Source organism: Kribbella sp. CA-293567 (assembly GCF_027627575.1).
Lineage (GTDB): Bacteria > Actinomycetota > Actinomycetes > Propionibacteriales > Kribbellaceae > Kribbella.
In genome coordinates this window covers 1,616,515-1,642,223 of the sequence record NZ_CP114065.1, presented here as the reverse complement: position 1 = coordinate 1,642,223, position 25,709 = coordinate 1,616,515, and the positions used below count along the sequence as shown (strand labels likewise).

Here is a 25,709-nt window from a genome sequence, read left to right as displayed (position 1 = left end):
GCAGGATGGCGCGATGACCTGGAACGAGAAGACGCTGGCAGCCCGAACCGAGCGAGCAGTCGCGGCCGCGACCGCCGCGGCGCGTGACCTCGGCCTGACCGTCACCGACCCGACCGTCCTGTACGACGTCTTCTCGGTGGTCGTGCACCTCGAACCGGCGCCGGTGGTCGCCCGGGTCCCCGTCGTCCTGCCGAGCGCGCTCCAGGACGCGGCGGTCGCGATGAGCCGCCAGCAGACCGAACTCGATGTGGCGCAGTGGCTCGTCGATCAGGGCCGGCCCGTGGTCGCTCCCAGCCCGTTGGTGCCGCGCGAGCCGGTGCGGCGGGACGGGTACTCGATGACGTTCTGGCAGTACGTCGAGCAGGACAAGACGGTCGAGCCCGACTTTCTCGCCGGGACTGCTTCGGCCGCGCGGCTGCACGCAGTACTGGCTGAGTATCCCGGGGAGTTGCCGTGGCTCTCGCCGGTGACGTCCGCAGTACCGGCTGGTTTGGCCGAGTTGTCGGAGGAGACCGAACTGCTGACGGCGGACGACCTGGACCGCCTGCGGCGAGAGTGGGACGTGCTCGAGCCGGTACTGATGACCCGGGCCGGATTCGAAACCGCCTTCCCGGGGGCACGGGTGCAGCCCATCCATGGAGACGCGCCCTACTACAACGTGATCCCCACGGTCGGCGGGGCGACTTTGTGGTCCGACTTCGAGGACGCCACGCTCGGGCCGGTGGAGTGGGACCTGGCGATGATCGAGCCGGCGCACGCCCAGCTCTACAACGAGACTGCCGCCGAACTGGGCCGGCCTGCCATCGACGAGCGGGTCGTCGGCGTGATGAACACGGCCCGGATGCTGCAGGTGCTGATCTGCCTGCCCTTGCTACCCGAACTGCCCGCGCTGGCCGAGGGCCTCAAGCCGTCGATCGAGCACTGGCGGACGATGCCGTTCGCGGGAGGACTGGTCTGATGCTCACCTCATTCGTCGACGACGGGGTCCTGGCCGGCGCCGTCCTGCTCGTGAGCCGCGACGGGCAGACACACGTCGAGGTGGCCGGCAAGGTCGCCTTCGACGGCCCGCCGATGGAGCGGGACAGCTTGTTCCGGGTGGCGTCGCTGACGAAGCCGATCGTCGCCGCGGCGACCATGATGCTGGTCGACTCGGGTCGTCTGACTCTCGACTCCCCGGTGCACGACCTGCTCCCGGAGCTTGCCTCGCAGCCCGTGCTGCGTCGCCCGGATGGTCCGCTCGACGACGTCGTACCGGCGGTCCGGGCGGTGACGGTGCGCGATCTGCTGACCTTCCGGCTGGGGCTCGGCGAGTCGGACAACGCGGCGCTCCGCGCCCGTGAGGAAGAGCTCGAACTGCACACCTTCGGGCCGCCAAAGCCTCGGTCGCCACTGGAACCCGACGAGTGGATACGGCGGTTCGCGACGCTGCCGCTGCAGTACCAGCCCGGTGAACGGTGGCAGTACGGGACGAGTTCGGATCTGCTCGGCGTACTGATCGCGCGGGCGAGCGGTCAGCCGCTCGGGGAGTTCCTCGACGAGCGGATCTTCACGCCGTTGGGGATGAAAGACACCGGGTTCACGGCTTCGGACCCGGCGCGGCTGACGACGGCGTACGTGGGCGAAGAGGTGTTCGACACCGCGGCGGAAAGCCAATGGCTGACGCCACCCACGTTCCCGACCGGGAGCGGCGGGCTCGTGTCCACCGCCGACGACTTCAACGCCTTCGCCCAGATGCTGCTGTCCGGCGGAGGCGGGATTCTCTCGGCCGAGTCAGCGCGAGAGCTGACCACTGATCAGCTGACCGCCGAGCAGCGCGCCGCCGCGAGCGCCACCGGCTTCATCGAAGAGGGCGCCGGCTGGGGCTTCGGTCTGTCGGTCGGAGGCGGCCGCTACGGCTGGGCCGGCGGGCTCGGCGCACTGTGGTCCACCGCGCCGGACCAGCAGACCGTCGTACTGCTGCTGACGACGCGGGCGATCTGGACCTGGCCGCCCGAACTCTTCGCGGCCTTCGAGGGTGCCTTCAGTTCTCCGGCTTCGTGAACGTGAGCGTGTGCTCACGGGTCGCCTCGACCGCGCCACGGGTGAAGGCCCACGGCAGGGTCTCGCCCCGCACCCACAGGTCGGTCTGGTCGGTGTAGTTGGACGTGTACGCGTGACCGGAGACGCCGGTCATGTTGATCCAGCGGGACTTGTCGAAGTCGGACAGGTCCACCACCATCCGCATCGACGGCGTCGCGGTCACGGTGTAGTCCTTCGAGGCGTCCCACGAGGTCGCGTTCACCAGGGACGAGCCGCCACCCAGCTCGTACGGGCCGCGGTTGAACATCTTGTCCACCACGCCGATCCCCGACTTGCCGAGGGTCTGGTTGGTCAGGGTGAGCTTGTGCAGCCGGCCCCACTGCCAGCTGCCGGGGTCGCGAGCCATCTTCGTGGTGATCTCGGCCCGGGCCTTGACCAGCGCGTCGCGCAGGACATCGTCTCGGCTCTCCCGCTGGGTGGTGGTGACGTTGTCCCACCAGGCGCTGTTCGGCTGCATGATCACCTTGCGCATCACCTCGAACCAGCGTGATCCGCCGTCCGGCCAGGTGCCTTCCGGCAGCTGGTCGTGGAAGGTGAGCGCGAGCAGGTTGCGCCAGACGACGTTGAAGTACGCCGCGGGCGCGGAGTCCGCCGGCTGGGTGAAGTCCCAGTTCCGCAGCGTGTCCTGGCCCTGCCGGTCGAACTCGTCGCTGATCTGCACCTGCAGCAGGTACGGGACCAGGGTCTCGGCGTTGCGGTTCTTGGTGTCCAGCTGGATCGAGGCCATCGAGTTCGCGTCGAGCTTGCCCGCGCCCCGGATCCGGTCGAGGATCTGCTGCGCCCGGTGGCCGTAGTCCCAGTCGTCGGTCAGGTGGTAGGGGTAGCTCTGCGGCACGACCGCCTGGTTCGCGGTCACGATGATGCCGTCGTCGGGGTCGGCCTCGGTCGGCATCGCCTCGAACGGGATGTAGCCCTTCCAGTGGTACCGCGAGTCCCAGCCCGGGACCGGCCAGTCGCCGTCACCGGCGTTGCGGATCGGGATCCGGCCGGGCGCCTGGTAGCCGATGTGGCCCTCGCGGTCGGCGTACACGAGGTTCTGCGAGGGCACCTCGAACTGCGCCGCGGCCGCCCGGAAGGCCTTCCAGGTCTGAGCCCGGTTGATCGCGAACAAGGCGTCGGCGGTCCGCCCCGGGGTCAGTGCCGTCCATTGCAGGGCGACGCCGTACGCCTCCGGGGACTCGAGTCGTTTCGCTGCCAGCTCGCCGGTCTCGCGCTCGTCCTCGCCGACGTCGGAGATGATCGGGCCGTGCCGGGACTCCCGGACGGTGATCTTCTCGACCTCGTCCTGGCCGGCCACCTTGAAGGTCTCCTCGCGCTTGGACAGCGCCCGGACCTTGTTGTCGTAGACGACGGCGTCGGGGCCGCTGAACTTCTCGAGGTAGAGATCCATCACGTCGGGGTCGAGGTTGGTGAACCCCCAGGAGATGGCGGCGTTGTGGCCGATCACCACCCCCGGCAGACCCGAGAAGCTGAACCCGGACACGTCGTACGGGCAGCGGGTGCTGACGTTGTTGCAGTGCAGGCCGACCTGGCTCCAGATGCCCGGCATGGTCGCGCCGAGATGCGGGTCGTTGGCCAGCAGCGGCTTGCCGGTGGTGGTGTGCTCACCGGAGACGACCCAGGCGTTCGAACCGATACCGTCCCCGCGGCCGAGCAGCTCCGGCAGGCCCTTGGCCACCTTGCCGACGGTGTCGAGCGACTTGAGCAGGTCCTTGGTCAGCATCCCGCGGCGGGCTTCGGTATCGACCGGGGCAGTGGTGAAGGTGCCGCCCTTGGTCACCGCGGCGGTCGCGACGATCGGCTCGTTGCGGTCGTACGGATAGTCCGGGTAGAGGCTGGCGATGTTCGAGACCGGATACTTCGCCGCGAGCTTGGTGCGGGTGATCTCGTCGTCCATGTTGCCGCCGAGGTCCCAGGCCATCGCCTTCAGCCAGGCGAGCGAATCGGCGGCGGTCCAGGGCTCGGGACGGTAGTCGGTGCCCTTGAGTGACAGCACGGCGTACTCGAGGCTGAGACCTGAGCCGGCGTGCGTGCCCAGGTAGGCGTTGACACCGCGGGCGTAGTCGTCCAGATACTGCCGGGTGGTCGGCGCGAGCAGCCCGAGCTCCTTCTCCGCGACCCGGCGCCAGCCGAGCGTTCGGACGAACTTGTCGGTCTCCAGCGCGTCCTTGCCGAACAGCTCGGCCAGCCGGCCGGCCGTCACATGACGGCGGAAGTCCATCTCGAAGAAGCGGTCCTGAGCGTGCACGTAACCCTGCGCGGCGAACAGGTCACCCGGCTTGTCGGCGTAGATCTGCGGGATGCCGTTGCCGTCACGAACCACCTCCACCTCCGCGTCGAGCCCGGTCAGCGCGACCGTCCCGTCGTAGCTGGGGAAGGAGTGGCGGACGACGAAGACGCCGGTCCCGGCCACCACCAGAAGCAAGGCGGCGAACACGATTCCGGACACGATGATGACACGCAGCAGGCGACGCACGGACCAAACTTAGAGAATGCGGCGGCCCACCCCAAATGCTGCACCCACCGGGATGTGGACAACCCTCACGGAATCGGCACCGTTCGCGTTCGATCCCCATGAGCATCGAACTCGAGTTCGTCCCCGTTCCGGCCAGTGAACTGGACCGGATCCGCTGCAACGGCCATGACGATTTCGGCAACCCGCTGACGGCCCGGACCTCCGGGGCCGGGGCGCCGCTGCGTTGCTGCCTGAGGCTGACCAGGGAGGGCGAACAGATCGCCCTCGTCTCCCATCGACCGTCCGCGCTCGGCGGCCCGTACGCCGAGGTGGGGCCGGTCTTCGTCCATCTCGACCCCTGTCCGGGCCCTGCCGAGTCGTCCTTTCCCACCGAGTTCACCGACCGTCACGCCGTCCTGCGCCCGTACGACGGCACTGGCCAGATGCTGGACGGCGTCCTGGTCGAACCTGGCCGGAGCGAGAGCGAACTCACACGGCTGTTCGACGATCCGGCCGTCGAACTGGTCCACGTCCGGAACGTGATCGCCGGCTGCTGGAACTTCTCCGTCCGGCGCGCGCCGGCCTGAACCAGCCGCTCACGGGCCCGAAGTTGGAATACTTCGGGCCCGTGACGCATTATTAGCAGTCGAGTAGTAGGAGTGCCAGCGGCCATCGAAGGGGAGTCACGTGCCGACGTACCAGTACCAGTGCACCGAGTGTGGTAACTCGCTCGAGGTCCGCCAGAGCTTCACCGACGACGCCCTGACGGTGTGCCCGGCCTGCGAGGGAACCCTGCGCAAGGTGTTCAACGCCGTCGGTGTCGTCTTCAAGGGCTCGGGTTTCTACCGCACCGACAGCCGCTCGTCGAACAGCAGCACGGTGCCGGCCAAGAACGAGTCGTCGTCCTCGTCCTCCTCCTCGTCGGATCCGTCCTCTTCCTCGGCGCCGAAGTCGGACTCCTCGAAGGGGTCCTCCTCGTCGTCCTCGGGATCGTCGTCCTCGTCGTCGGGCTCGTCCGGGTCTTCGGGCTCGTCGTCCGGGTCGTCGGGCAGCAAGAGCAGCGCCGCCTGAAGTTTTCCGGATTCCCCTGTGGACAACGGGGGAAGGGCGGTCGAAGGCTCGTACTTTCTCTGGCATGAGCCGACCTCTTCTTCGCAACCTGCTGAAAGCCGTTCGCCGGCACCGCCGCCTGCTGGCCGGGGTGTCCGCGGCGGCCGCCGTGTACTGCGGCGTGACCGCCCTCTCGCCGCCGCCCCCACCGACCGTGGCCGTGCTGGCCGCCGCCCGAGACCTCCCCGGCGGCTCGCCGCCCTCCACACGCGACCTTCGCACCGTGCGCTTACCCGCCGCCGTCGTGCCCGCGGGAGCCCTCCCGCCAGGCAGCGACCTCACCCAGCGCGTCCTCGCAGGTCCAGTGCGCTCCGGCGAACCCCTCACCGATGCCCGCTTCCTCACCCCTGCGGCCTTACCGGCCGGCCAACTCGCCTATCCCCTACGCCTGGACGACGCCGACCTCACCAGCCTCCTCCAGGTCGGCGACCGAATAGACCTCTACGCGGCCACTGCTACTTCCGGCGCCGCCGCCGCTCTGCTGGCCGCCGCTGTGCGGGTGGTCGCGTTGCCCGCGGCACGCCCCTCGGCAGCGGCTTCGTCAGGCGCGCTGATCGTGATCGCCGCCGGCCGCGACGTCATCAGCCGAATTGCCCAGGCCACTGCCAACGCGAGAATCACCTTCGCGCTGACTCCTGACACCAGCTAGCCCTTCGTTGGCTTCGGGGTTCGGGGTTCGGGGTTCGGGGTTCGCGGCTTCGACCAGAGCCGATCGGCACGGCGATTGTGCTCACCTGTCGGACAGGTGTGGTGGCGATCCGTGACGGCGCGGCGCGGTCCCTCGCCATCGACCGGCCAGGGTCCTACGTTTTGCGGGTAAACCCAGCCGAGGGTCCGCCCGGGCCCCGCACCGTGGAGGCATTGCAATGATCGAGGGCTTCAAGAAATTCCTGATGCGAGGCAACGTCCTCGACCTGGCGATCGCAGTCGTGATCGGCACCGCCTTCGCCACCGTGGTGAAGACCGTCGTCGACAACCTGGTCAACCCCCTGATCGCAGCGATCGGCGGTTCCAACGTCAACGGGCTGGCCGTCCAGCTCAACAAGGCGAACGAGAAGACGGTCATCGATTTCGGCGCCATCATCAACGCCTTCGTGGTCTTCTTCCTGACCGCCCTGGTGGTCTACTTCGTGCTCGTCGTCCCGATGAAGAAGATCCAGGACCGCCGCGCCGCCAAGGCCGGCACCCCCGAGGAAGACCCCGAGCCGCTCACCATGGACCAGGAGCTGCTGATCGAGATCCGCGACGCCCTCCGCGCCCGCCAGTAGCCCGCTCGCTTGCCGGCCGGGCCTCCCGACATCAGCCCCACTCCATACCGAGGGGCCCGGCCAACCGGGGCGATCACTGGTTGGCCGGGTACTGGAACCACGCGTAGTCGATCGGCTGAGGTTCGTTCCACTCGGCGGCCAGCGGCTCGTTGACGGGCTGAAAGCCGGCTCGGAGGTAGGCACGGATGGCGGGTTCGTTGTCGGGCCGGACGCGCAGGAAGATGTCGGCGTAGCCCGCGGAACGAGCTGGCACGACGAGAGCCCGGACGAACTCCGTGCCAATGCCTTTGCCACGAAACTCCGGCGCGACGATCAGGCGGGCGAGTTCGACCTCGTCGTCTTCGTCGTCGAGCCAGAGTTCGCCGTACGCGATCGGGCTCTCTCCGTCGAAGTAGAGGTACGCCTGGATGTCGTCGGCGATCGTGCGCCAACTGGTGCGGAGGTCAGCGGGCAGCGGGTAGTCGTCTCGCCCGGTCAGCAGCGAAACCTCTTGCGCCGAACTCGCCCAGCCGATCACCAAGGGGGTGTGCTTGCTCTCGAACGACCGCAACTCCATCAGATTCGCCCTTCACCAGCAGTGATGACAACCATGCAGAAGTGTCAGGACCGCAGGAGTCGCGGGAGCTGGTCAGTGGTGCGGCGGGACCTCGCGCAGGATGCGTTCGTCGTCGTCGCGGTCGGAGCCGCCTTCACCCCAGGAACGCGGGTCGTCGTCCCGGGTCTGCTCCGGCAGCACCGGCTCGTCGTCTTCGTACGGGCTCGTCATACGTCCAGATTACAAGGGCGAGGTCACCCGAGCGGGTCTCAGTCCTGACCCGGGATCCGGGGGAGGTTCTTCTGCCGCCCCTCCAGTTGCCCCTGCTGCTCCTCGGCCTGTACTGCGGGCGCCGTCGCCGCCTGGATGAGCGGCGCGATTCCGGGTTCCTGTTGCCACCTATCGCCGAGCACGCACCAGGCAGAAAGGACAGACAACGTCGGAATCGCCAGGCCGCCCAGACGCATCGGTTCGGCGTTCTGGAAACCGAAGGTGATCGTCCAGTTGGCCGGATCCGGATAGAACTCCTGGACCGCGTTGTAGTAGAAGCTCAGCCAGCCACGACCGGGCAGGTGGCACATCAACCGGTAGTTCGTCGCGATCATCGGCACCGTCTGCTGATCGCGCCAGAACACCTGGGCGTTCCGTTTGGCGGCCGCCTTCCGGCTTGCGTTGACCGCCGCGTTCGCGGCCATCAAGCCGAGCACCATGCCCGGCTTGCCGACGAACAGTCCGCCACTGGTGCTGTAGGCACCGCTACCGGCGTACAGGCGGGAGTAGTGCGCGGAGGTTTGCAGGTAGGCGACCTCGCCTGGCTCCAGGACGATCCCGAACAGCGTGAGCTCTTGCGGCTGATTGCCGCCGATCAGCCAGCGGGCCCAGTCCTGACCCAGCTGCCACTCCTCGCGCTGGCGACGGGCGAGCTCCGCCGCGTCCTTCCTCTTGCCCACGTCCGTCCTCCCGCTCGGGTCCCTCCGGTTGCCGCCAGATCATCCCATCCGGCCGGACCGAACAGGCCGCAGGTATTACAGAAGTGCTGCTATTGGCAATCGATCCGCCCCGTGACCAGATAGACGCCGTGCCGTGACAGTACTGCCACGACGAGCGAGATCCTCCTCCACCATGATGGGTGCCCTGCCCAACCCGGAAGGACCGAGTCGTGAGTGCATCAAGGACACGGGGCTTCATCGGGGCGACGCTCGTCGTGACAGTTCTCGGATTTACCGCCGCCTGCGGTAACGAGGACTCCAGCGGCGCCGGTGCCCAGCCCAGCCAGACGCCGACCACCCCCGGCGCACCGCCCACCCTCCCCACCGCCACACCCAGCGGAACTCCGAGCATGGACTGCCCGGAGACGATCACCGCCGTTCGCGAGGCCGTCGGCAAGGCCGTTTGGGGCAAAGGGACCGCCAAGTCCCTGTTCCAGCCGGTCAGCGTGACGATCTGCCAGTACGACGCGCAGGCGACGGGCGACGACTATGCGACCGTCACCACCAAGCGGACCGCTCAGCAGGCCGCCGACCTGTGGGCGCTGGTCAACAGCGCCAAGCCGGTGGCCAAGAAGCCCGCCATGTGCACCAAGGAACTGGGGCCCACCTACGTTCTGCGGTTCACCGACAACGACCGCGGCGTGCTCTCGTACACCGCCGAGGCGTTCGGTTGCCGCCAACTGGTGGCGACCTCCCTCGAAGGACAGGGCAAGCCCGGCGAGCTGGCCTCGCCGCGGCAGGTTTCTCCCGAGCTGGTGAAGGCGCTCGGCTTGCGCTGACCCTGCCCCGGACGTGCCCCCCGAAGCCGTCCGGGCCGGGGTCATCCCGCCCACCTTGCGGGTCACCTCTGAAGTCGACCTGCAAGGTGGGTGGCTGGGCCTTGCCAGCACCCGAACCACATTGCACCCTGATCGGCAGACCGCCGCCCAGGGAGGCCGGGATGCCCAGAGTCCGGACCGTACTCCGCTACGCCCGGCTCAGCGCAGCGCTGCTGCTTGTCTCCACTTCATGCTCGAGCCCAGCCGCGGCACCGCCAAGCAGTTGCGGCGGAGTCGCCGGCTTCACCTGTACGACGTTGCGCGTACCCCTCGACCACAGTCAGCCCTCCGGCAAATTACTCGAGCTGACGGTGGCAGTGGCGGACAACGCCGACGCTCCCCGCGGTGTGCTGCTGATGCTCACTGGCGGCCCAGGTCAACCTGGCGTGCCGCTGCTCGCCAGAGTCCGCACCTACTTGGACCCAGCCGTACTACGCGAGTACAGGCTGGTCATGTACGACCAACGCGGCACGGGAAGCAAAGGCATCAATTGCCCCGAGCTACAGACAGCAGTAGGCGGTTCAGACTTCCTGACGCCACCGCCGGACGCCGTACAGGCCTGTGCTGATCAGTTGGGCTCTTCTCGTGGCTTCTACGGCACACCCGACACAGTCGAAGACATTGAGCTCCTGCGCCGGCAGCTCAAGCAAGAACGCCTGACGTTGAACGGCACGTCGTACGGGAGCTTCACGGCAGCGCAGTACGGGCTGAAGTATCCGGACCAGGTCCAGTCGCTCGTCCTCGACTCCGTCGTCCCGCATGGCGGCATTGATCCGTTCGGCGCCGATCTGATGGCAGCGACCGGCAAGGTCCTCGCTGCTGCCTGCCGTCGAGACCCGAGCTGTACGTCGGACCCGGTAGCCGACCTTGCTTGGCTGGTGCGGCACGGCGAGCTGGACGGCTCTCCCCTGAACAGCACCAGCTTGATGGAGTCGCTGTCGATCCTGAGCCTCAACTCGGTCAACCCGACGCTCAAGGGCATCCCCCGGACGCTCAGCAAGGCCAGAACCGGCGAGCTGACCGAACTGAAAGGGCTGCTTCAAGAGGCGACCAGCAAGGGCATCGGCTTCGACCAGCTCTCCGCGGGCCTCCACCTCGCCACCCTCTGCGCCGATCTCCGCTTCCCCTGGGGCACCTCGGCCACGGCACCCGCAATCCGCTCAGCGCCGCTTGAGAGGGCAGTCGCCGCGTTGGACCCGGCCCGCCTCCACCCGTACGACGTACGGACCGCGCGGAACCAGCTGATGATCGAAGGGTGCAGGCTCTGGCCGCAGACCCGCGCGGCGGCGTACCCGGCAAGTCAGGAGCTGCTCCCCCGCACGCTGCTTCTGCATGGCGGCAACGACCTGTTCTGCCCGCCGGAATGGGCCGATTGGGCGAAAGCGCACGCTCGGCAGGCGGAGCTGGTCGTCGTACCGGGAAGCGGGCACGGCGTTCAGAGCAACCGGCAGGATCCCATGGGAAGGGCCCAGGTCCGAGCGTTCCTGCTGGGCTGAGACGGAACTGTGTGTGAATCTCTGCAGCACCCTGAGTAGCTCAGTGCGTCTAATAGATGTGAGGTGTTGTACGCCCAGCTGGGGAGTTGCTAGTGGAGTTCGAGGAGTACGCGTCCGCGCGCGGGCAGGAACTGGTGCGCCTCGGCTTCACCATCTCGGGCGACTACCAGCGAGCCGAGGATCTGGCCCAGATCGCGCTGATGCAGGCGTTCCGGTCCTGGCGCAAGGTGCAACGGGCGGACGACCCGCACCACTACGTGCGCCGGATCCTGATCAACTCCTATCTGTCGATGACGCGCCGCCGGTCCTTCACCGAGGCCCCGGCGGCCGAGCTCGACACCGAACACACGGTGCCGGATCCGGCCACGGACATCGTGAACTCCGACGACCTCTGGCGAACCCTCGCCACGTTGTCGGCCCGGGAAAGGGTCGTCCTGGTCCTGCGCTACTACCAGGACCTGGACGACCGGACGATCGCCGATTTGCTCGGCATCAAACCGTCCTCGGTGCGCGCGACCGCGAGTAGAGCTCTCGCCGCGCTCCGCAAGACGAGGCAGTCCCACCGTGTTGATGAGAGGTTGTCGTGAGTAAGTCAGACCTGGACGCCGAGCTGGAGCTAGAGGACGGCTTGCGTGCCACTTTCGAGCGCGCTGCGGCTTCCGTCCCACTGGCCGCCGGCCTGGCCGACCGCGCCACCGCGGGTGCCCAGCAGGCCCAACGGCGGACGTGGCTGATCTCCGGCGCGGCGGCTGCCGCGGTAGCCGTGATCGCCACCGTCGGCTTCAGCCTGCAAAACGGGTCGCAGTCGCCCCCGCAGCCCGCCGCGAACGGACCTGCCGCTGCTGTTTCCACCGCGGCCAAGGCTCCTGCCGCCACCGTCGAGACAGTCACCGGCAGTTGGCGACCGGTCCGGCTCAGCGGCTTCACCACGCTCAAAGCTGCCCGTCCGGACGACCCGGTCATTACTTTCAACGCCGACGGCACCTGGACCGGCTCCGACGGCTGCAACTCGCTCAGTGGCACCTACACGATCGGGCAACGCGGCGAGTTCACCAGCACCTCCAACGGCCAACGCCAGGTCGGCTGCGAGAACGTGCCGCACACGGCCGTCCTGCAGTCGACCGAGCGGCTGGAGAGCGACAAGAAGAATCTGACTTTCTACGCCGGCGACGAGCGAGAAGTTGCGAGATACGCTCGCACACGGTAGTCAAATTTGCTTGCGGAGGGTGATCGGCTATTGACTAGGTGCAGTCCCTGACCGGACGATTCACGGAGGCCGTCCACCGATTGGGGAGCTTAGTGCGACTCTCAGCTACCGTTCCGCTGCTCGCTCTCTGCTCAGCATCACTGGTTGTGGTCTCGGCTTCGGCCTTGCCGTCGACCGCTGTGCCGACGACCGCGACGAAGACAACGGTCTGCAACCACGCCGATCCGACCACGACGTCCTCGAACGCGACCCGGCTGTCCCAGCCCGTCTCGTCCAAGGACCCGCGGCCGCTCGGCCAGGCGATCAGCGAAGGCGTGACGACCGCAGTACGGACGATCGAGCCGCTCGACGCGTCCGGACGTCCCACGTCAGGGCTCCCGTTCGGGCTGAGTCAGGGCATCGTCGGCGTCCTGGGTTCACCCGAGACCGGCTACAAGGTCGTCGTCGACGACTCGGTGGTCGACGAGAAGAAGTACCAGGCCGCCATCGCCAAGAACGTCCCGGTCGCCGGCCAGAAGATGCTCGGCCTCGAGCGCAGCTGCCGCTCCGCGCGGTCGATCGCCGAGGCCTGGAACCGGATCGGTGCCCGCTCCTGGGCCGACGCGGCCAAGACGACGTACAGCGCAGACCTGGATCCGGCCTCCGAGGACATCCTCGTCGAGTACGACAAGGCGACCACGTCGGCGGCCGCGGTCCAGGCGCTGCAGTCGCTCGACGGCGTGCGAGCCACGGCGGGCAGCCTGCAGCGGACGTCGCGAGTGAGCGACACCCCGGTCGGCGGCCACTGGGGCGGCGCGATGATGAAGTCGACCACCAAGACCTGCACGGCCGGCTTCTCCGTCAAGAAGAAGTCGAACGGCCAACGCGGCTCGGTCACCGCCGGCCACTGCGGCGGCGTCGGCACCGTCTGGACGTCGGGCGCCCACTACTACGGCACCACCTCGGTCCGCACGAACTACCCCGACTACGACCAGTCCCTGCTGACCGGCAGCTCGTACGGCGCCAAGATCTGGACCGACGGCCCCGGCGACTCGGTCGACACGCGCACGGTCAAAGCCGCCGGCGACCCCGCCCTCGGCTCCTACATCTGCCAATCCGGCTACAAGAGCACCTCGATGTGCCGCCTCACCGTCAAGTCAGTGAGCGCCAAGTACTGCGACACCGACGGCTGCACCACCTACGTCGTCCGCGCCACCCGCGGCAACGCCATCGCCATCCGCGGCGGCGACTCCGGCGGCCCCATCTACACAACCTCAGGCTCGACCGGCGCCACCATCCGCGGCCTCGCCTTCGCCGGTGGCGGCTGCACAGGCTCCAACTGCATCACCCTGTACGCCGAACGCTACGCCTCCATCTCCGGCCACCTGGGCGTCACCGCAGTCACCGGCTGACGTCCGCTACGCTTACCCCCGGTCCAAGTGCGCCCCCGTAGCTCAGGGGATAGAGCGTCGGTTTCCTAAACCGTGCGTCGCAGGTTCGAATCCTGCCGGGGGCACCGTGTGATGTCTCGAGTCATCGGCGACAGCTGAACCTGCGATTCGTGGGTTCAGCTGTTGTCATTTGGGGTGTTTGCGGGCTGGTCCTGGGGGTCGGCCGGTGGGTTGGTAGTCCTTGGTGGGGTCGAGGGTGAGTTCGCGGAGGAGTTCGCCGGTGGCGGCGTCGACGACTCTGATTTCGAGGTCGTGGGCGAGGATCAGGACGTGGGTTCGGGCGTGGGTTCGTCCGATGCCGATGTGGTGGAGCCGGCCGTTGACGCGCAGGGTGACCACGCCGGTGTGATCGACGCGGTCGGTGCGGACCCGGTGGTGGACCTCGCCGGTCCGGTCGGTGCCTGGGGTGGCTTTCGGGCGCGCGGCATAGGCGGTGGCAGGGGTTGCTCGGTGCGGCAGGGACCGGTGTGGTCGGCGCTGGTTGTACTCGTCGGTGAAGGTGTCGAGCAGTGTCTGGAGTTCGCTCAGGGTGGTGGGCTGGATCGGTTGGGCGCGCAGCCATTTCTTCATCGTCTGCTGGAACCGTTCGACCTTGCCGCAGGTGGTGGGGTGGTTCGGGCGGGAGTTCTTCTGGGTGATGTTCAAGCGGCGCAGTTCGGTCTCGAGGCCGTTGCGGCCACCTTTCCCACCTGACAGCCGGGTGGTGTAGACCATGCCGTTGTCGGTCAGAGTGGAGGCCGGGATCCCGTACTGGGCAACGGTTTCACCGAAGCTGGCGAGCACGATCTGGCCGGTGATCCGAACATGGGCGGTGATCGTCAGGGCGTAGCGGGAGTGGTCGTCGAGCCAGCTGATGATCTCTACGTCTGTCCCGGGCCGGCCGGCCGCTGTGGTGAGGCGGTAGTGGGTGAAGTCGGACTGCCAGCACTCGTTGGGCTGCTCGGCGGCGAACCGCACGTACGACGACCTGGGCCGCTTGCCCGGATCCGGTACGACCGACCCGGCCCGGACGAGGATCCGGTGGATCGTGGCCCGTGACAGCACGGTGGCATGGTGATGACCCAGGTGCCAGCCGATCGTGTCCGCGCCCGCGTCCAGACCCTGCTCGGTCAACTGTTTGCGCAGCGCCAGTACCAGCTCGACCGTCTCGGCCGGGGTGGCCCGCGGTGAGGTCTTCGGACGCCGGCTGCGTGCCTCGAACGCTGCCTCGCCCTCGGCCAGATACCGCGCTTTCAGTTTGTAGACCCAAGCCCGATGGACGCCGTACCGCGCGGCGACCTCCGAGGCTGTCTGTCCCTCGATGAACAGGGCCGTGATGACCAACCGAGCCTTCGACATGCCCGAGCGTCCAGCCCGACCAGCCTGTCGCCGATCACCTGAGACACGTGTCGCCTATGTCTTGAGACACCTGTCGCCGATGTGTTGAACCACAACACTGCCGGGGGCACCGTTCAGATCCGCAGGTCAGAGGCCTGCGGGGTGGTTGAGGCGCCACCACACCCGCACCAACCGCGCGCGGACCGCAGAGCCCGGCCCCAATGCATAGGTCCGGAGCGCTACCCATGCGGCGGCCACGTCACAGTTTCTCGACGAGCGGGAGTACGGGCGGAGTACGGGCAGCGGCGCGTGCAGGCCGGCTCCTACAGTGCGGTGCAGTAGCCCCCTCTGAGAGGAAATTCAGGATGTTCCGCGTTATTCGTTCCACCCTGCTTGCTGCCGCGCTCGTCATGGCGACGCTCGTTCCCACCGTCGGGAACACTGCTCCCGCGGCGGCGGCCGTGCAGAACAAGGCCTACCTCAAGCTGGTCTTCAACTGTGGACGCGTGGGAGATGTGACGGTGACCGTCACTGCCCCCGGCGTCCGGGCCAGCGCCCGCGACTCGGTCGGCACCTACTACTTCCAGGGCCGAGGCGGAACTTACATCGTGAAGCGGCTCTCGAACGGCCGGATCGCCTCGAAGACGGCGTACCTCTCGGTGCGCGCGGGCACCACCCGGACTGTCCTGGTGTGCAACTCCAGCTGGGCCTGAGTCTGCCGGTTGGTCGTCACGGCCGGAATCTCGGTGTAGACAATTCATCAACTGCTGGCCGAGATCAGATCTCTCGACGAGCCAGCGAAGCACTTGGCCCAGGCGCTTCGCTGGCTCGAGACCGTCGACGGCGTGTTCCGTCGAGCCAAGCCGTCGGCCCCTACCCCGCACTTGGTGGCCTACGTCGTTGTGGTCGACCGGTCAGTTGCCTGTAGCAAGAAAGCAGGTAGCGGTCACCGGATGAAGGTGAACCAGTGGCGGCCGAGCTCGAGGGGGCGGGGAGCGGCGGCGAGGCGGTGGACGCCCACCGACCACTGGTCCGCGTCCGGCGCGACGAAGGCGATCTCGTCGAAGCCGGCGTCGGCGAACCAGCCACGGATGGAAGGGGTGAGGTCGGGATCGTTGCGGTGGCGGGTCCAGACGACTTCGGCCCCTGGCGCGCAGAGCTGGGGCGCTGCCTCGATGGTCGCCTGGATGTCGACGTCGCTCACGTTGCCGAAGATGCCGCACAGCAGGACGAGATCGGCCGGTACCGCGCCCGCGTAGACGTCGCTCTGCGCCGCATCGGCCTGCCGGACCTCGATCCTCGCAGGCAACGCCTTGGCGACCTCTCGGGCGCGGGCCGACAGTTCGGCGTCGTACTCGATCAGGAGGGCGGTGACCCGGTCGGCGTCCGAGCGGTCGGCCAGAACACCGAGCAGGTCGCGCCCGTCGCCGGCGCAAGCGCTGATCACGCGCACCGGATCCGGAGCCGTCGCGTCCAGACGGCGGTCGATCTGAGCGCGGACGGCGGCGAGCCGGTCGCCCAGTCCTGAGCCCGGCTTGGCGTAGGCGTCGTGCCACTTCGACCAGTTCGTACTCACAGCCTCGACCCTAGGTGCCCAGCAACTGATCGCCAATGGCGGTCGACGTCCAGATTGCACCAGCCTCCCGGGACCAACCGTGGCGGTGATGTCGGCGGCGTTGGCCGAAGACGGCATCATGACGGCGGTCCCGAGCGCGCGGGCGTTGCGCTGGATGGGTGGCTGGACGGTGCGCGGCCGAAGCTGTTCCGGGAGGGGAGCGGCCGGCGTTGTTCCTTGATGGCATCTGCGAGGGTTACTGCCCGCTGATCTCTCAGGGCTGATCGGCATTGGTGCCGAGTTGCGGCGTGGATCGCAGGTCGGCTGTTGGGGATGTACGAAGGGCGGGGCAGAATCAGAGGGTGAAGAAGCCTGAGGCTGATCCTGTGATCGCGCGGAACCGGAAGGCTGCGCACGACTACCACCTGGGTGAGTCGTGGGAGGCGGGGATCGTGTTGCAGGGGATGGAAGTGAAGGCGCTTCGTGCCGGGCGGGCCTCGTTGATCGGCGGCTTCGCGATGGTCGAGGATCGGGAGCTCTGGCTGCACGGCGTCCACATTCCGCAGTACTCGCAGGCGCGGTGGTTCAACGACGGGTCGCGGCGCAAGCGGAAGTTGCTGTTGCACCGGGCGCAGATCGACAAGATCGAGCGCAAGGTCAACGAGAGTGGGCTGTCGATCGTCCCGGTGCTGCTGTACTTCAAGGACGGTCGGGCGAAGGTGGAGATCGTCCTGGCGCGCGGCAAGAAGACCTGGGACAAGCGCAATACGCTCGCCGAACGCGAGGCGAACCGCGAGGTCGAGCGCGCGGTCAGCCGCCGGCTCAAGGGCCGGCCGGACTGATCCCAGCCGGTAGGCGACTACGACATGTGGAATGACTGAAGCGACCAGCCTGGCAAGACGACAGTCGCCGGCTACATGGTTGATCAGCTTGTACGACTGCCGGTATGACTCGATCGGGTCGGATCGTCACCCCGCCGAGTTATCCACAGGCCCTGAAACAGTGACTGCCTTCTCGGCATCTGTCGGTCTAATCGAGACAGCGACGAAAAGCTGCCTAAAGGAGAACCGACGATGATGGTGGTTGTGGTACGAGCTGACGCCGGCCGGATGGTGGTCGACGTAGTACTGGTCATCCTCGTGATGGTGACCGCGATGCTGCTGATGCTCGTGTCGGTGGGTTGAGTTCGCCGCGGCGGGATCACGTTCGAACGATGATCGCTCAGCTCGGCGAACTCTCTGGAGTGATCGTGAAGCCGGCTTCGCGTGACGAGGTGAACTGAAAACGGGAGCATTCCCAGAGATGGGTTGCTCCCGTTCAGTCGGGTGAGTGCTGTGGGGTCAGCGGCCGGTGGCTTCGCCGAACTTGTCGGTGGCCTGCTCGGTGAGGCCCTCGGTCGGGAGGTCGACGCCGGTGGTTTCGGTGACCTGGTCACCGAAGGCGTTGGCGTGGTCCTGGGCTGCTTCGGCGTGGCCTTGGGCGGTTTCGGTCAGGCCGTCGGTGGCCTGGCCGGCCTGGTCGGCGAAGCCTTCGGTGGCGGCGGTGGCCTGGTCGGCCGCGCCGGTGACGTCTACGCCGGTGGTCTCGGCGAGCTTGTCGGAGGCGCCGGACAGGTCGATGCCGGTGGCTTCGGTGACCTTGTCGGTGGCGCCGGACAGCAGCTCGGAAGCCTTGTCCTTGAGTGAGTCGAAGATGCCCATGAGGGGAGAAACCCTTCAGTCATTGTTGGCTAGGAGGGAATCACCCAGCGTAACAAGGCGATCCAAACAGTCACAGGCCGAAACCCGGAAGCGGAAGTAGAAGAAATCGGCGGGCGAGACCCTTGGGTGGCGAGCGGTCGCGATATATCGTTGGATTATCGTGATGGCTCGGTGAGGAGTGGTTGGGATGACTGGTTCGGCGTACGCGGGTGGATGGCACGGGTTCGGGCGGCTGGATTGTTCGGCGTTCGAGCAGGTCAAGGAGGAGTTGCGGGCGGCGATGACCGGCCGGAAGGGCGGGCACGGGTTCCAGCACGGCGGGCGGCCGCCGTTCGGTGGACCGGGGCCGTTCGGTGGGCAGGGGCCCTTCGGTGCTTGGGGTTTCGGTGGGCCGCCGTGGGCGAACCCGCGCGGATCCAGAGGACCGAAGGCGCGGCGGGGTGACATCAGGGCGGCGATCCTGGCGGTGCTGGCGGAGCAGCCGATGAACGGTTACCAGATCATCCAGGAGGTGGCCGAGCGCAGCGGTGGGGCGTGGAAGCCCAGCCCTGGTTCGATCTATCCGACGTTGCAGCAGCTCGAGGACGAAGGGCTGGTCACCGCGGACGCCGTGAGCGGACGGCGTACGTTCACACTGACGGACGAAGGACGCGCGTACGTCGCCGCGCACGCCGACGAGGTCTCGGCGCCGTGGGAGGCGATGACCGCGCAGGACGACGACGAGAACGGGCTGAAGCCGATTCTCGGGCAGGTCGCGACGGCGATGTGGCAGATCATGGCCGCGGGATCGCCCGAGCAGCAGGCGAAGGCGCGCGACGCGGTGATCACCCTGCGGCGCACGCTCTACACGATCCTCGCCGACGACGAGGAAAGTGGCGACGACTCCAGGGCTCGGTCATGAGCGACCACTTACCGGCTCGCGGCGGGTCGCTCCGGATCGGTGATGCCGAACGCGACCTGGCGGTCTCGGGGTTGAGTGAGCACTTCGTCGCCGGACGGCTGACGCAGGAGGAGTTCGAGGAGCGCAGCGGGCACGCCACCAAGGCCCGGTACGCCGATGAGGTCGACGCCTTGTTCGCCGACCTCCCGGAACTGGTGCCGGCGCACCAGTCCTGGACACCCGGCAGGCCACCTTGGGCCCAGGGCCAGACGCCTTTGGCACAAGGGCATCCGTCCTGGGCACACGGTCGGCAGCCGCGAGTCAGGGTCGGCCCGCCGCCTCCGTTCCTGTGGATCTTCCCGGTCCTGATGGTCGGCTTGGTCGTGTCGTCGGTGGTACTGACAGCACCGTGGTTGTTGTGGATGCTGTTCTGGTTCGCGATCCTCAGCGGACCGATCCGTCACCGCCGTTTCCACCACGGGCACCGACGCGGCTAGGACCAACTCAGTAGGCTCTGCCGAATGAGCTCCAGGAAACCGCGCCGGGCACTGCGCGCGCTGATCGTCATCTTGCTGATCCTGGTCGGCCTCGGCGTCGCCGCCGACCGGGTCGGCGAGTCACTCGCCGAGGACCGGCTGGCGACCGCGGCGGCCACCGAGGCAGCGCAGTACGACGTCAGCGCGGCCGACACGTCGGTGGAGATCGGCGGCTTCGGTTTCCTGCCGCAGGTGGCCAGGAGCAAGTTCGACAAGGTCACGCTGACCATGCGCGAGCCCACCATCGAGAAGATCCCGGCCGAGAACCTGACCGTGGAGATGCACACCATCCACGTCCCGCGGCAGGCGCTCACCGGTGATCGGAGCGCGCCCGTCACCGTGGACAAGGCCGATCTGAACCTCCGCCTCGCCCCGGCAGGTCTGCTCAAGCTGACCACCAATCCGCGCGGCATCGACGCTCTGAAGTTCCAGATCGTCGACGGCAAGCTGGTCGGCCGGGTGAGCATCCGGGGCCTGGAGGCGTCCGCCGCGATCCAGCCGCTGCCGGTCAACGGGCGAATCGGATTCGTGGTCGACAGGTCGGTGCTCGACAACATTCCGGAGCGGCTCCGCAGCCTGGTCAGCTCCGCGCTCGCCCGCGGCATCGCCGTACCGGAGCTGCCGTTCAACGCTCAGCTGCAGCGGATCTCGGTCGAGGGTCAGTCGCTCGTCCTCACCGCTACCGCCACCAACCTCAAGCTGTCGGGCGCCTGACCCCAGCTCCCCGGCGACCCCAAGGCGACTACCCCTGTCGCTCGGCGAGCGCTTCGATGGCTGCGGCGACCTCGGTGGGGTGAGAGATCGGGGTCAGGTGGTTCGCGGTGGGGATGATCGTGGCGGCCGGGGCGCCGACGCGAGTGGCCGTCTCGACCGCGTTGCCGCCCTGGGTGTCGAACTCACCGAAGACGACCGAGGTCGGAACCGGTACGTCGCGCAGGCCGGCCAGCCGCTCCGGTGGTACGGCGGGAATCCCGTTCGCCGTCATCTCCCACACCGCCTGCTCCGCGCCGGGTTGCCGGAACGGCCGGACCCACTGATCGACGTCCGGGGCCGGGCAGGTCGGTCCGCAGGTCTCCTTGAAGATCCGCCGGATCAGCCAGTCGGAGCCGAGCACCAGGCGGAACAACGTCGTCCGGTACGGCGGAACGACCAGGTTTCGCGCCCAGGAGCCGCCTTCGTCGGGAAGCGGCAGCCCGTCCCCGTCCAGGAACATCAGCCCACCGATCCGCCCGGGCGCCTCCAACGTCGCTTCCGCCGCGATCCCGGCGCCGAGCGAATGGCCGACCAGCATCGGTTTCGGTTGCCCTGGGCCACCAAGCTGCATGGCGTCCAGGAAACCGAGCAGTTGCGCCGCGAGATGCTCCACCGTGTACGGCGCCTTGCGCTCGGAGTACCCGTACCCGGTGATGTCGTAGGCGTAGACCCGATGGCCGCTCAGCAACGGCACCAGCCGGGACCAGGTGTCTACCGACTCGACCGAGCCGTGCACCAGCACGATCGGCGTACCGGTCGTTCCCCAGGTCTCGTACCGCGTGCTGACGTCGCCTGCCTGCACGAACTTCAGCCCGGGCGGGGGCGCCGCCGTACCGCCGGTGAAGGCGTTGTACCCCAGCGAGCCGACCGTGACGACCAGCCAGCACACGACGATCACGAGCACTGCCCGCCGCAGGAACCGTTTCACCGCCTCAGTCTGACCGACACCGCGCCGGGCAGGCGCCAGGGACACCCCTGCCCGAGCGTCAGTCCGTGAAGCCGTTGGAGAACAGCATCGCCGTCGCGCCCGCGTCGACGTACAGCTCGACTCCGGTGATCGAGCGGGCTTCGGGCGAGACCAGGAAGGCGACCGCGTTCCCGATATCGATCGCCTCGACCGCCGTCGGCAGCATCTGCCGACTGGCGACGAACTCGCTGAGCAGATGACCGTTGCCGCGGCTCTCCACCGCGCCGGGGTGGACGATGTTGCAGCGGATCCCCTGCCGCCCGTAGTCCCGCGCGGTACCCCGGGTCAGCGCGGCCAGCGCGGCCTTCGTACCGGCGTACAGGGTGAAGGTCTCGGCGGCACCGGCCGCGTGCACCGAACCGATGTTGACGATGCTGCCGCCACCGCCTTCGACCATCGCCGGCACGGCTTCCTTGATGCAGGTCCACGGCCCGCGGTAGTTGATCGCGTGCAGCCGGTCGAACTCCTCAGGAGTCGCCTCGGCACCAGCACCCCGCAGGCCGACCCCCGCACTGTTCACCAACGCGTCGAGCCGCCCGAACTCGGCGACCGTCGCCGCCACCACATCCCGGACCGATTCGGCGTCCGTGACATCCAGCGCCATCGGTACGGCGTTGCCACCCGCCGCTCGCGCCTCGTCCGCGACGGCAGTCGCCGACGCCAGATCCTGGTCGGCAACCACCACAGTCCACCCCTTGGCGACGAGCGCGCGGCAGATCCCACTACCGATCCGCGCTCCCCCACCACCCGTCACGATGCAGACCGAACTCATGCAGGCACCCTCTCCATCGATGTTCTTGATGGAGAGGGTGCCACTGGTTGCTGCCGGCAGAACTACTGGCCCGAGAAGGTGAAGCTGGAGCCGGGTTCTGTACTGATGTTGCCGTCGCGGGAGTTGGTGACCGTGACGTTGCTGAGGATCGCGTTGCCGCGGGCGCCGCCCATCGCGAGGATGCCGGAGCCGTTGTTGGACTTGTCGATCCTGACGTTGGTGATCCGGACGTCCTGCATCACGCCGCCGCCGGTCTTGAACTGGATCCCGTCGTAGGTGGAGTCGAGGATCTCGGTGTCACGGATGGTGACGCCGGGGATCGGCAGGTTCTGCGGGAACAGGGTGATCGCGCCGAACTCCTGGTCCTCGTTCCAGAACACGCCACCACAGCGGTACAGGCCGTTGTTCGCGATCAGCGTCGTGCCCGAGAACGGCAGCGGGTCGTGGTCGGTCGCGAGCATGATGCCGGGGTAGTTCATCGTGTCGTAGATCAGGTTGTTCTCGATCTTGTTGCCGTAGCCGCCGTAGATCGCGATGCCGTTGGCGCGCCAGGGCAGCTGGACGGTGTTGTTGGTGAACGAGTTGTCGTGGGCGACGTCGACCGACTGGTCCTTCACGTACTTGTTCGCCCAGACCGCCAGCGCGTCGTCCCCGGTGGTGCGGAAGGACGAGTTGAAGACCTTCGAGTTGCGCGAGCCGTTGCTGAAGTTGATACCGTCCGCGTAGGTGTTGCGGATCCGCATCCCACTGAACTCCAGCCCGTCGGCCGGGCCCCACAGGTCGGGGATGTTGTCGTAGTCGCGACCGACCCAGGCCCCGACGTTGGCGTGCTCGATCCAGACGTTGGTGATCTTGGTCCCGGTGCCGAACCGGCCGTTCAGGCCGACGCCGCCTTCGGCGTTGCCGTCACCGCCCCGGATCCGGCCGGAGCCGAAGATCGCGAGGTCGGAAATCTGGGTGAACTTGTCGATATCGAAGCCGAAGTTGCCCTCGTGCGGGTGGTTGATGCCGCCGGCGTTCTGCGGCTCGATGGTGGAGTAGAGCTGCGAGTGCCACATGCCCGCGCCACGGATGGTGACGTTGCTGATCCCGACCTGGTTGAACTGACCCCGGTTCAGCGGGTCGTCGGTGAGGATCTTCTTCTCCTGCCGCCACTGGCCGGCCGGGATCCAGACACAGCTGATGGTGCCGTTCTGGTCGGCGGTGACCGCCCGCTGGATGGCGTCCGCGTCGTCGATGCCGTCACCGGGGACAGCGCCGTACTGCGTGATGCTGGTGCAGCCGGCGGGCTGGCTCAGCGCCGGTGCCACCTGCTCGAGGTCGATCGTGTCGATGATGTAGAACGAGGCCGTGTCACCCGCGTCGCGCTGCAACTTGAACTTCGTGCCGGCCGGGTAGGACTGCGACAGCAGGGCGTGCGACTCGTCGAACAGCCGGCGCGCGTCGCCCCCGGGGGTGTTCGTCAGGCCCTCCGGCTGGTCGGTGTTGCCGTAGAGCCAGCTGAACCGCGAGGACAGGTTGAGCTTCCGCGCGAAGGTGCCGTTGACGTACAGGCTGATCGTTGCCTCGAGCCCCTGCCCGTTGGCCGAGTCGGGGATCGAGTTGCGGACGACGATCGAGTTGGACTGGTTGGTCGAGGTGAACTCGACGAACTGGCCCTGGCTGTTCAGCCGCACCGACGAGCGGCCCGAGGACTCGGTCGCGAAGTTGGTGTGACCGAAGGTGCGCAGCGCGTCGGTGGTCAGCAACGTGCCCTGGTAGCTGGCTGCCTCGGCCTCGTAGGAGACGTACGGCACCGCGGCGCCACGACCGACCACGATCGACCGGGCCAGCGAGTTGTTGGTCTCGTTCGTCTCGGCGACGGCGTTGGCCGAGTCGGCCGTCGCCGTCAGAGTCGCTCCACCGCTGGCGGCGGTCCAGCTGCCACTGATGGCGACGTTGACGGTCGCACCGGCCGCGATGGCTCCGGTCGCGCCGGTGAGGGTGCTGCTGCCGACCGTCAGCCGCGTAGTACTGGCTGCTGCTGAGGCCGTACCGCGGTTGTTGACCGCGACGGTGAAAGTGACCGGAGCTCCGACGGCCGGGTTCGGCGGGTTGGAGGTGATGCTCAGGACCTGCAGGTCGGGACCGGGAGCCTGCGCAATCACCAGTTGCGTAGCCGCGGTGAAGGTGTTGTTGGCGTCGTTCTGCTCGACGATCGTGTTGGTCGGGTCGACCGTCGTACTCACGCTGTAGGTGCCCTCGGCCCGCGTTCCCGCGTTGACCGAAACGGTGGTCGAGGCACCCGCGGCCAGTGCGCCCACGGTGGCCGTGCCGACCACGGTGCCGCCGAGGTTGAAGTTGGCCGAGGTCGCTCCGGCCGCTGCCGAGCCGATGTTCCGGACCGTCGCGGAGAGCGTGATCGGGGAGGACTCACTCGGTGCCGCGGGGGTCCAGGTGGTCGTGGTGACGACCAGGTCCGGGTTCGGCGCCGGCGTACCGATCACCTGGAACTCGGCCACCTGACCGCCAGGAGCGCCGGTGTTGCTGAAGACCTGCAGCCGTACGTCGGCCGCGCGGCCGGCGATCGGGATCTCGACGGTGTTGCCGGAAGCCGGGTTGAAGTCGTAGGTGGCGCGAGCCTTCAGGGTGCTGAAGCTGGTGGCACCCTGGTCCCGGCCGAGTACCTCGATGCTCTGCGTGCGCGAGCCCCAGGCCTGGTCGGGATTGAGCTTGACGACCACCGAGCTGAGTTCGGCGTTCGAACCGAGCTTGACGGTCAGCGTGGACGGGAAGCCGTTCGACTCCCAGTACGTCGCGGTGTTGTTGTCGTTGGCGTTGGTCGCGACGAAGTTGTGGATCGTCGACGAAGCCTCGATCGGCTTGCCGGTGGCGAGATTGGAGCCGCTCCCCTGGCCGTTGCGGCGGACCCGGTTGCTGTCACCGGACTCGTTGCCGACGGCATCGCGGGCGCGGACGTAGTACTCGACCGTCGCCGAAGCCGGCTGCGACTCGGTGAACGTCAGCACGCTGCCGGCGACCGTGGTGACCGCGGCGTTGTTGCGGTAGACGGTGTAGCCGGTGACGCCGATGTTGTCGGTCGACGCGTTCCAGGCGAGCCGGATCTGTCCGGCGGCCGGCTCGGTCAGCGCAAGGCTGCCGGGCACGGTCGGCGCCTGGGTGTCACCACCGGTGTCCGGGCCGTGGAGCTCGAACTCGGACAGCTGCCCGGCGGCCCAGCCGGTGTTGCCGGTGATGTTCAGACGCACGTAGCGGGCGGTCGCAGCCGGGAAGTTGATGGTGACGGTGTTGCTGGTGGCCGGCGCGAAGTTGTAGCCGGCGCTGGCCACGACGTCGGCGTACGACGTGCCGTCGGTGCTGGTCTGGACGGCGAGCGTCTGGGTGCGCGCTCCCCACGTGGCGGGGAGCTTCAGCACCACCCGGTCGACGGTCTTGGCGCTACCGAGGTCGGCGCGCAGCCACTGCGGGAAGGCGTTGTTGGTGCTCTCCCAGTAGGTGTTCTGGTTGCCGTCACCGGCGTTGCCGACCGGGTAGTCCCCAAGCGCGCTGTTGGCGGAGAGGGTCTTGGTCAGCACCGCCGTGACGGCGGCGGTGGCGACGGTCGGCACCAGACCGGTGACGATCAGGGCGGCCGTGAGCAGGCCGCCGAGCAGGCTGGCGACCAGGCGCGGGCGGGGCTGCTTCCGCGAGCCCGACTGCGGTAGTTGTCTCATCAGTGTCCTAAGGGCGGGGGGACGGTGGACCTAACCGCCGCCTCGTACCTGCAGGTCACTCTGTGAAACTTGCGTCGTTTCTGCAAGCTTTTTGCGAGACGGTAGCCAAAGGTTGCAGCCCTGCGCGTG

At 67.8% G+C, this 25,709-nt stretch carries 26 protein-coding genes and 1 tRNA gene; 17 read left to right on the top strand and 10 right to left on the bottom strand.

Going from position 1 to position 25,709, the window contains the following annotated elements:
• Positions 1-13 precede the first annotated feature (13 nt).
• Together OX958_RS07920 and OX958_RS07915 are read left to right on the top strand one after the other, a co-directional pair.
• Entirely contained in the window at positions 14-958 is a 945-nt protein-coding gene (locus OX958_RS07920) for a phosphotransferase family protein (RefSeq protein WP_270136528.1), read from the top strand.
• Positions 958-2,040 carry a serine hydrolase domain-containing protein gene (locus OX958_RS07915; protein WP_270136527.1) on the top strand — a complete coding sequence of 361 codons (1,083 nt, stop codon included), beginning with the start codon at positions 958-960 and terminating at the stop codon, positions 2,038-2,040. Before OX958_RS07920 ends, OX958_RS07915 begins: the two co-directional genes overlap by 1 nt.
• On the opposite strand, the gene OX958_RS07910 is transcribed toward OX958_RS07915, so the two are convergent.
• Positions 2,021-4,555 carry a penicillin acylase family protein gene (locus OX958_RS07910; RefSeq protein ID WP_270136526.1) on the bottom strand — a complete coding sequence of 845 codons (2,535 nt, stop codon included), beginning with the start codon at positions 4,553-4,555 and terminating at the stop codon, positions 2,021-2,023. The two genes, OX958_RS07915 and OX958_RS07910, sit on opposite strands and share 20 nt — an antisense overlap.
• 98 nt (positions 4,556-4,653) lie before the next feature.
• On the opposite strand from OX958_RS07910, the gene OX958_RS07905 reads away from it, so the two are divergent.
• From OX958_RS07905 to mscL, 4 genes are all read left to right on the top strand, one after another.
• On the top strand, positions 4,654-5,121 hold the full coding sequence (locus OX958_RS07905) for a DUF1203 domain-containing protein (RefSeq protein ID WP_270136525.1): 468 nt from the start codon (positions 4,654-4,656) through the stop codon (positions 5,119-5,121).
• Between the two features lie 100 nt (positions 5,122-5,221).
• Positions 5,222-5,605: an FmdB family zinc ribbon protein gene (locus tag OX958_RS35265; protein ID WP_333486497.1), complete on the top strand. Its 384-nt coding sequence runs from the start codon at positions 5,222-5,224 to the stop codon at positions 5,603-5,605.
• Positions 5,606-5,669: 64 nt separating this feature from the next.
• Entirely contained in the window at positions 5,670-6,293 is a 624-nt protein-coding gene (locus tag OX958_RS07890; RefSeq protein WP_270136524.1) for an SAF domain-containing protein, read from the top strand.
• Positions 6,294-6,510: 217 nt separating this feature from the next.
• The gene (gene mscL, locus OX958_RS07885; RefSeq protein ID WP_270136523.1) at positions 6,511-6,912 is read left to right on the top strand and encodes a large conductance mechanosensitive channel protein MscL; all 402 of its coding nucleotides are present in this window, start codon (positions 6,511-6,513) and stop codon (positions 6,910-6,912) included.
• 73 nt (positions 6,913-6,985) lie between these two features.
• Here the strand turns inward: mscL and OX958_RS07880 are convergent, their stop codons facing one another.
• From OX958_RS07880 to OX958_RS07870, 3 genes are all read right to left on the bottom strand, one after another.
• On the bottom strand, positions 6,986-7,468 hold the full coding sequence (locus OX958_RS07880) for a GNAT family N-acetyltransferase (protein ID WP_270136522.1): 483 nt from the start codon (positions 7,466-7,468) through the stop codon (positions 6,986-6,988).
• 72 nt (positions 7,469-7,540) lie between these two features.
• Positions 7,541-7,678 (bottom strand): hypothetical protein, encoded by a 138-nt coding sequence (locus OX958_RS07875; RefSeq protein WP_270136521.1) that lies wholly within the window; start codon positions 7,676-7,678, stop codon positions 7,541-7,543.
• Between the two features lie 38 nt (positions 7,679-7,716).
• Positions 7,717-8,397, bottom strand: coding sequence for a hypothetical protein (locus tag OX958_RS07870; protein WP_270136520.1), 681 nt, complete (start codon positions 8,395-8,397; stop codon positions 7,717-7,719).
• A gap of 209 nt (positions 8,398-8,606) precedes the next feature.
• Between OX958_RS07870 and OX958_RS07865 the strand changes: the two genes are divergently transcribed.
• The 6 genes from OX958_RS07865 to OX958_RS07840 all read left to right on the top strand — a co-directional run bounded on the left by OX958_RS07865 (position 8,607) and on the right by OX958_RS07840 (position 13,452).
• The gene (locus tag OX958_RS07865; protein ID WP_270136519.1) at positions 8,607-9,215 is read left to right on the top strand and encodes a hypothetical protein; all 609 of its coding nucleotides are present in this window, start codon (positions 8,607-8,609) and stop codon (positions 9,213-9,215) included.
• 161 nt (positions 9,216-9,376) lie between these two features.
• A complete protein-coding gene (locus OX958_RS07860) occupies positions 9,377-10,750 on the top strand; it encodes an alpha/beta hydrolase (protein ID WP_270136518.1) in 1,374 nt (457 codons plus the stop codon).
• A 92-nt stretch (positions 10,751-10,842) separates the two neighbouring features.
• Positions 10,843-11,337 carry a SigE family RNA polymerase sigma factor gene (locus OX958_RS07855; protein ID WP_270136517.1) on the top strand — a complete coding sequence of 165 codons (495 nt, stop codon included), beginning with the start codon at positions 10,843-10,845 and terminating at the stop codon, positions 11,335-11,337.
• Positions 11,334-11,957, top strand: a complete 624-nt coding sequence (locus OX958_RS07850) for an META domain-containing protein (protein WP_270136516.1) — start codon at positions 11,334-11,336, stop codon at positions 11,955-11,957. The genes OX958_RS07855 and OX958_RS07850 overlap by 4 nt, the downstream gene beginning before the upstream one ends.
• 146 nt (positions 11,958-12,103) lie before the next feature.
• Positions 12,104-13,348 carry a hypothetical protein gene (locus OX958_RS07845; RefSeq protein ID WP_270136515.1) on the top strand — a complete coding sequence of 415 codons (1,245 nt, stop codon included), beginning with the start codon at positions 12,104-12,106 and terminating at the stop codon, positions 13,346-13,348.
• A 31-nt stretch (positions 13,349-13,379) separates the two neighbouring features.
• Positions 13,380-13,452, top strand: a tRNA-Arg gene (locus tag OX958_RS07840).
• A gap of 61 nt (positions 13,453-13,513) precedes the next feature.
• Here the strand turns inward: OX958_RS07840 and OX958_RS07835 are convergent.
• Positions 13,514-14,725, bottom strand: a complete 1,212-nt coding sequence (locus OX958_RS07835; protein ID WP_270134841.1) for an IS481 family transposase — start codon at positions 14,723-14,725, stop codon at positions 13,514-13,516.
• A 344-nt stretch (positions 14,726-15,069) separates the two neighbouring features.
• Here OX958_RS07835 and OX958_RS07830 point away from each other — a divergent pair, with 344 nt between their 5' ends.
• Positions 15,070-15,417: a hypothetical protein gene (locus tag OX958_RS07830; RefSeq protein WP_270136514.1), complete on the top strand. Its 348-nt coding sequence runs from the start codon at positions 15,070-15,072 to the stop codon at positions 15,415-15,417.
• A gap of 233 nt (positions 15,418-15,650) precedes the next feature.
• Here the strand turns inward: OX958_RS07830 and OX958_RS07825 are convergent, their stop codons facing one another.
• A complete protein-coding gene (locus tag OX958_RS07825) occupies positions 15,651-16,280 on the bottom strand; it encodes a class I SAM-dependent methyltransferase (RefSeq protein ID WP_270136513.1) in 630 nt (209 codons plus the stop codon).
• Between the two features lie 341 nt (positions 16,281-16,621).
• Between OX958_RS07825 and smpB the strand changes: the two genes are divergently transcribed.
• The gene (gene smpB / locus OX958_RS07820; protein WP_270136512.1) at positions 16,622-17,101 is read left to right on the top strand and encodes an SsrA-binding protein SmpB; all 480 of its coding nucleotides are present in this window, start codon (positions 16,622-16,624) and stop codon (positions 17,099-17,101) included.
• 498 nt (positions 17,102-17,599) lie between these two features.
• Here smpB and OX958_RS07815 read toward each other — a convergent pair whose 3' ends face one another.
• Complete coding sequence (locus tag OX958_RS07815) at positions 17,600-17,959, bottom strand: hypothetical protein (RefSeq protein WP_270136511.1); 360 nt, start codon at positions 17,957-17,959, stop codon at positions 17,600-17,602.
• A 187-nt stretch (positions 17,960-18,146) separates the two neighbouring features.
• On the opposite strand from OX958_RS07815, the gene OX958_RS07810 reads away from it, so the two are divergent.
• The 3 genes from OX958_RS07810 to OX958_RS07800 are packed head-to-tail and all read left to right on the top strand — an operon-like array spanning position 18,147 to position 20,089.
• Complete coding sequence (locus OX958_RS07810; protein ID WP_270136510.1) at positions 18,147-18,860, top strand: PadR family transcriptional regulator; 714 nt, start codon at positions 18,147-18,149, stop codon at positions 18,858-18,860.
• On the top strand, positions 18,857-19,336 hold the full coding sequence (locus OX958_RS07805; RefSeq protein WP_270136509.1) for a DUF1707 SHOCT-like domain-containing protein: 480 nt from the start codon (positions 18,857-18,859) through the stop codon (positions 19,334-19,336). Before OX958_RS07810 ends, OX958_RS07805 begins: the two co-directional genes overlap by 4 nt.
• A gap of 24 nt (positions 19,337-19,360) precedes the next feature.
• Complete coding sequence (locus OX958_RS07800; RefSeq protein WP_270136508.1) at positions 19,361-20,089, top strand: LmeA family phospholipid-binding protein; 729 nt, start codon at positions 19,361-19,363, stop codon at positions 20,087-20,089.
• A 28-nt stretch (positions 20,090-20,117) separates the two neighbouring features.
• Here the strand turns inward: OX958_RS07800 and OX958_RS07795 are convergent, their stop codons facing one another.
• The 3 genes from OX958_RS07795 to OX958_RS07785 form a co-directional block, all read right to left on the bottom strand.
• Positions 20,118-21,056 carry an alpha/beta fold hydrolase gene (locus OX958_RS07795; protein WP_270136507.1) on the bottom strand — a complete coding sequence of 313 codons (939 nt, stop codon included), beginning with the start codon at positions 21,054-21,056 and terminating at the stop codon, positions 20,118-20,120.
• Between the two features lie 58 nt (positions 21,057-21,114).
• Entirely contained in the window at positions 21,115-21,867 is a 753-nt protein-coding gene (locus OX958_RS07790) for an SDR family NAD(P)-dependent oxidoreductase (protein ID WP_270136506.1), read from the bottom strand.
• A gap of 62 nt (positions 21,868-21,929) precedes the next feature.
• Entirely contained in the window at positions 21,930-25,580 is a 3,651-nt protein-coding gene (locus OX958_RS07785) for a CARDB domain-containing protein (RefSeq protein ID WP_270136505.1), read from the bottom strand.
• Positions 25,581-25,709 lie beyond the last annotated feature (129 nt).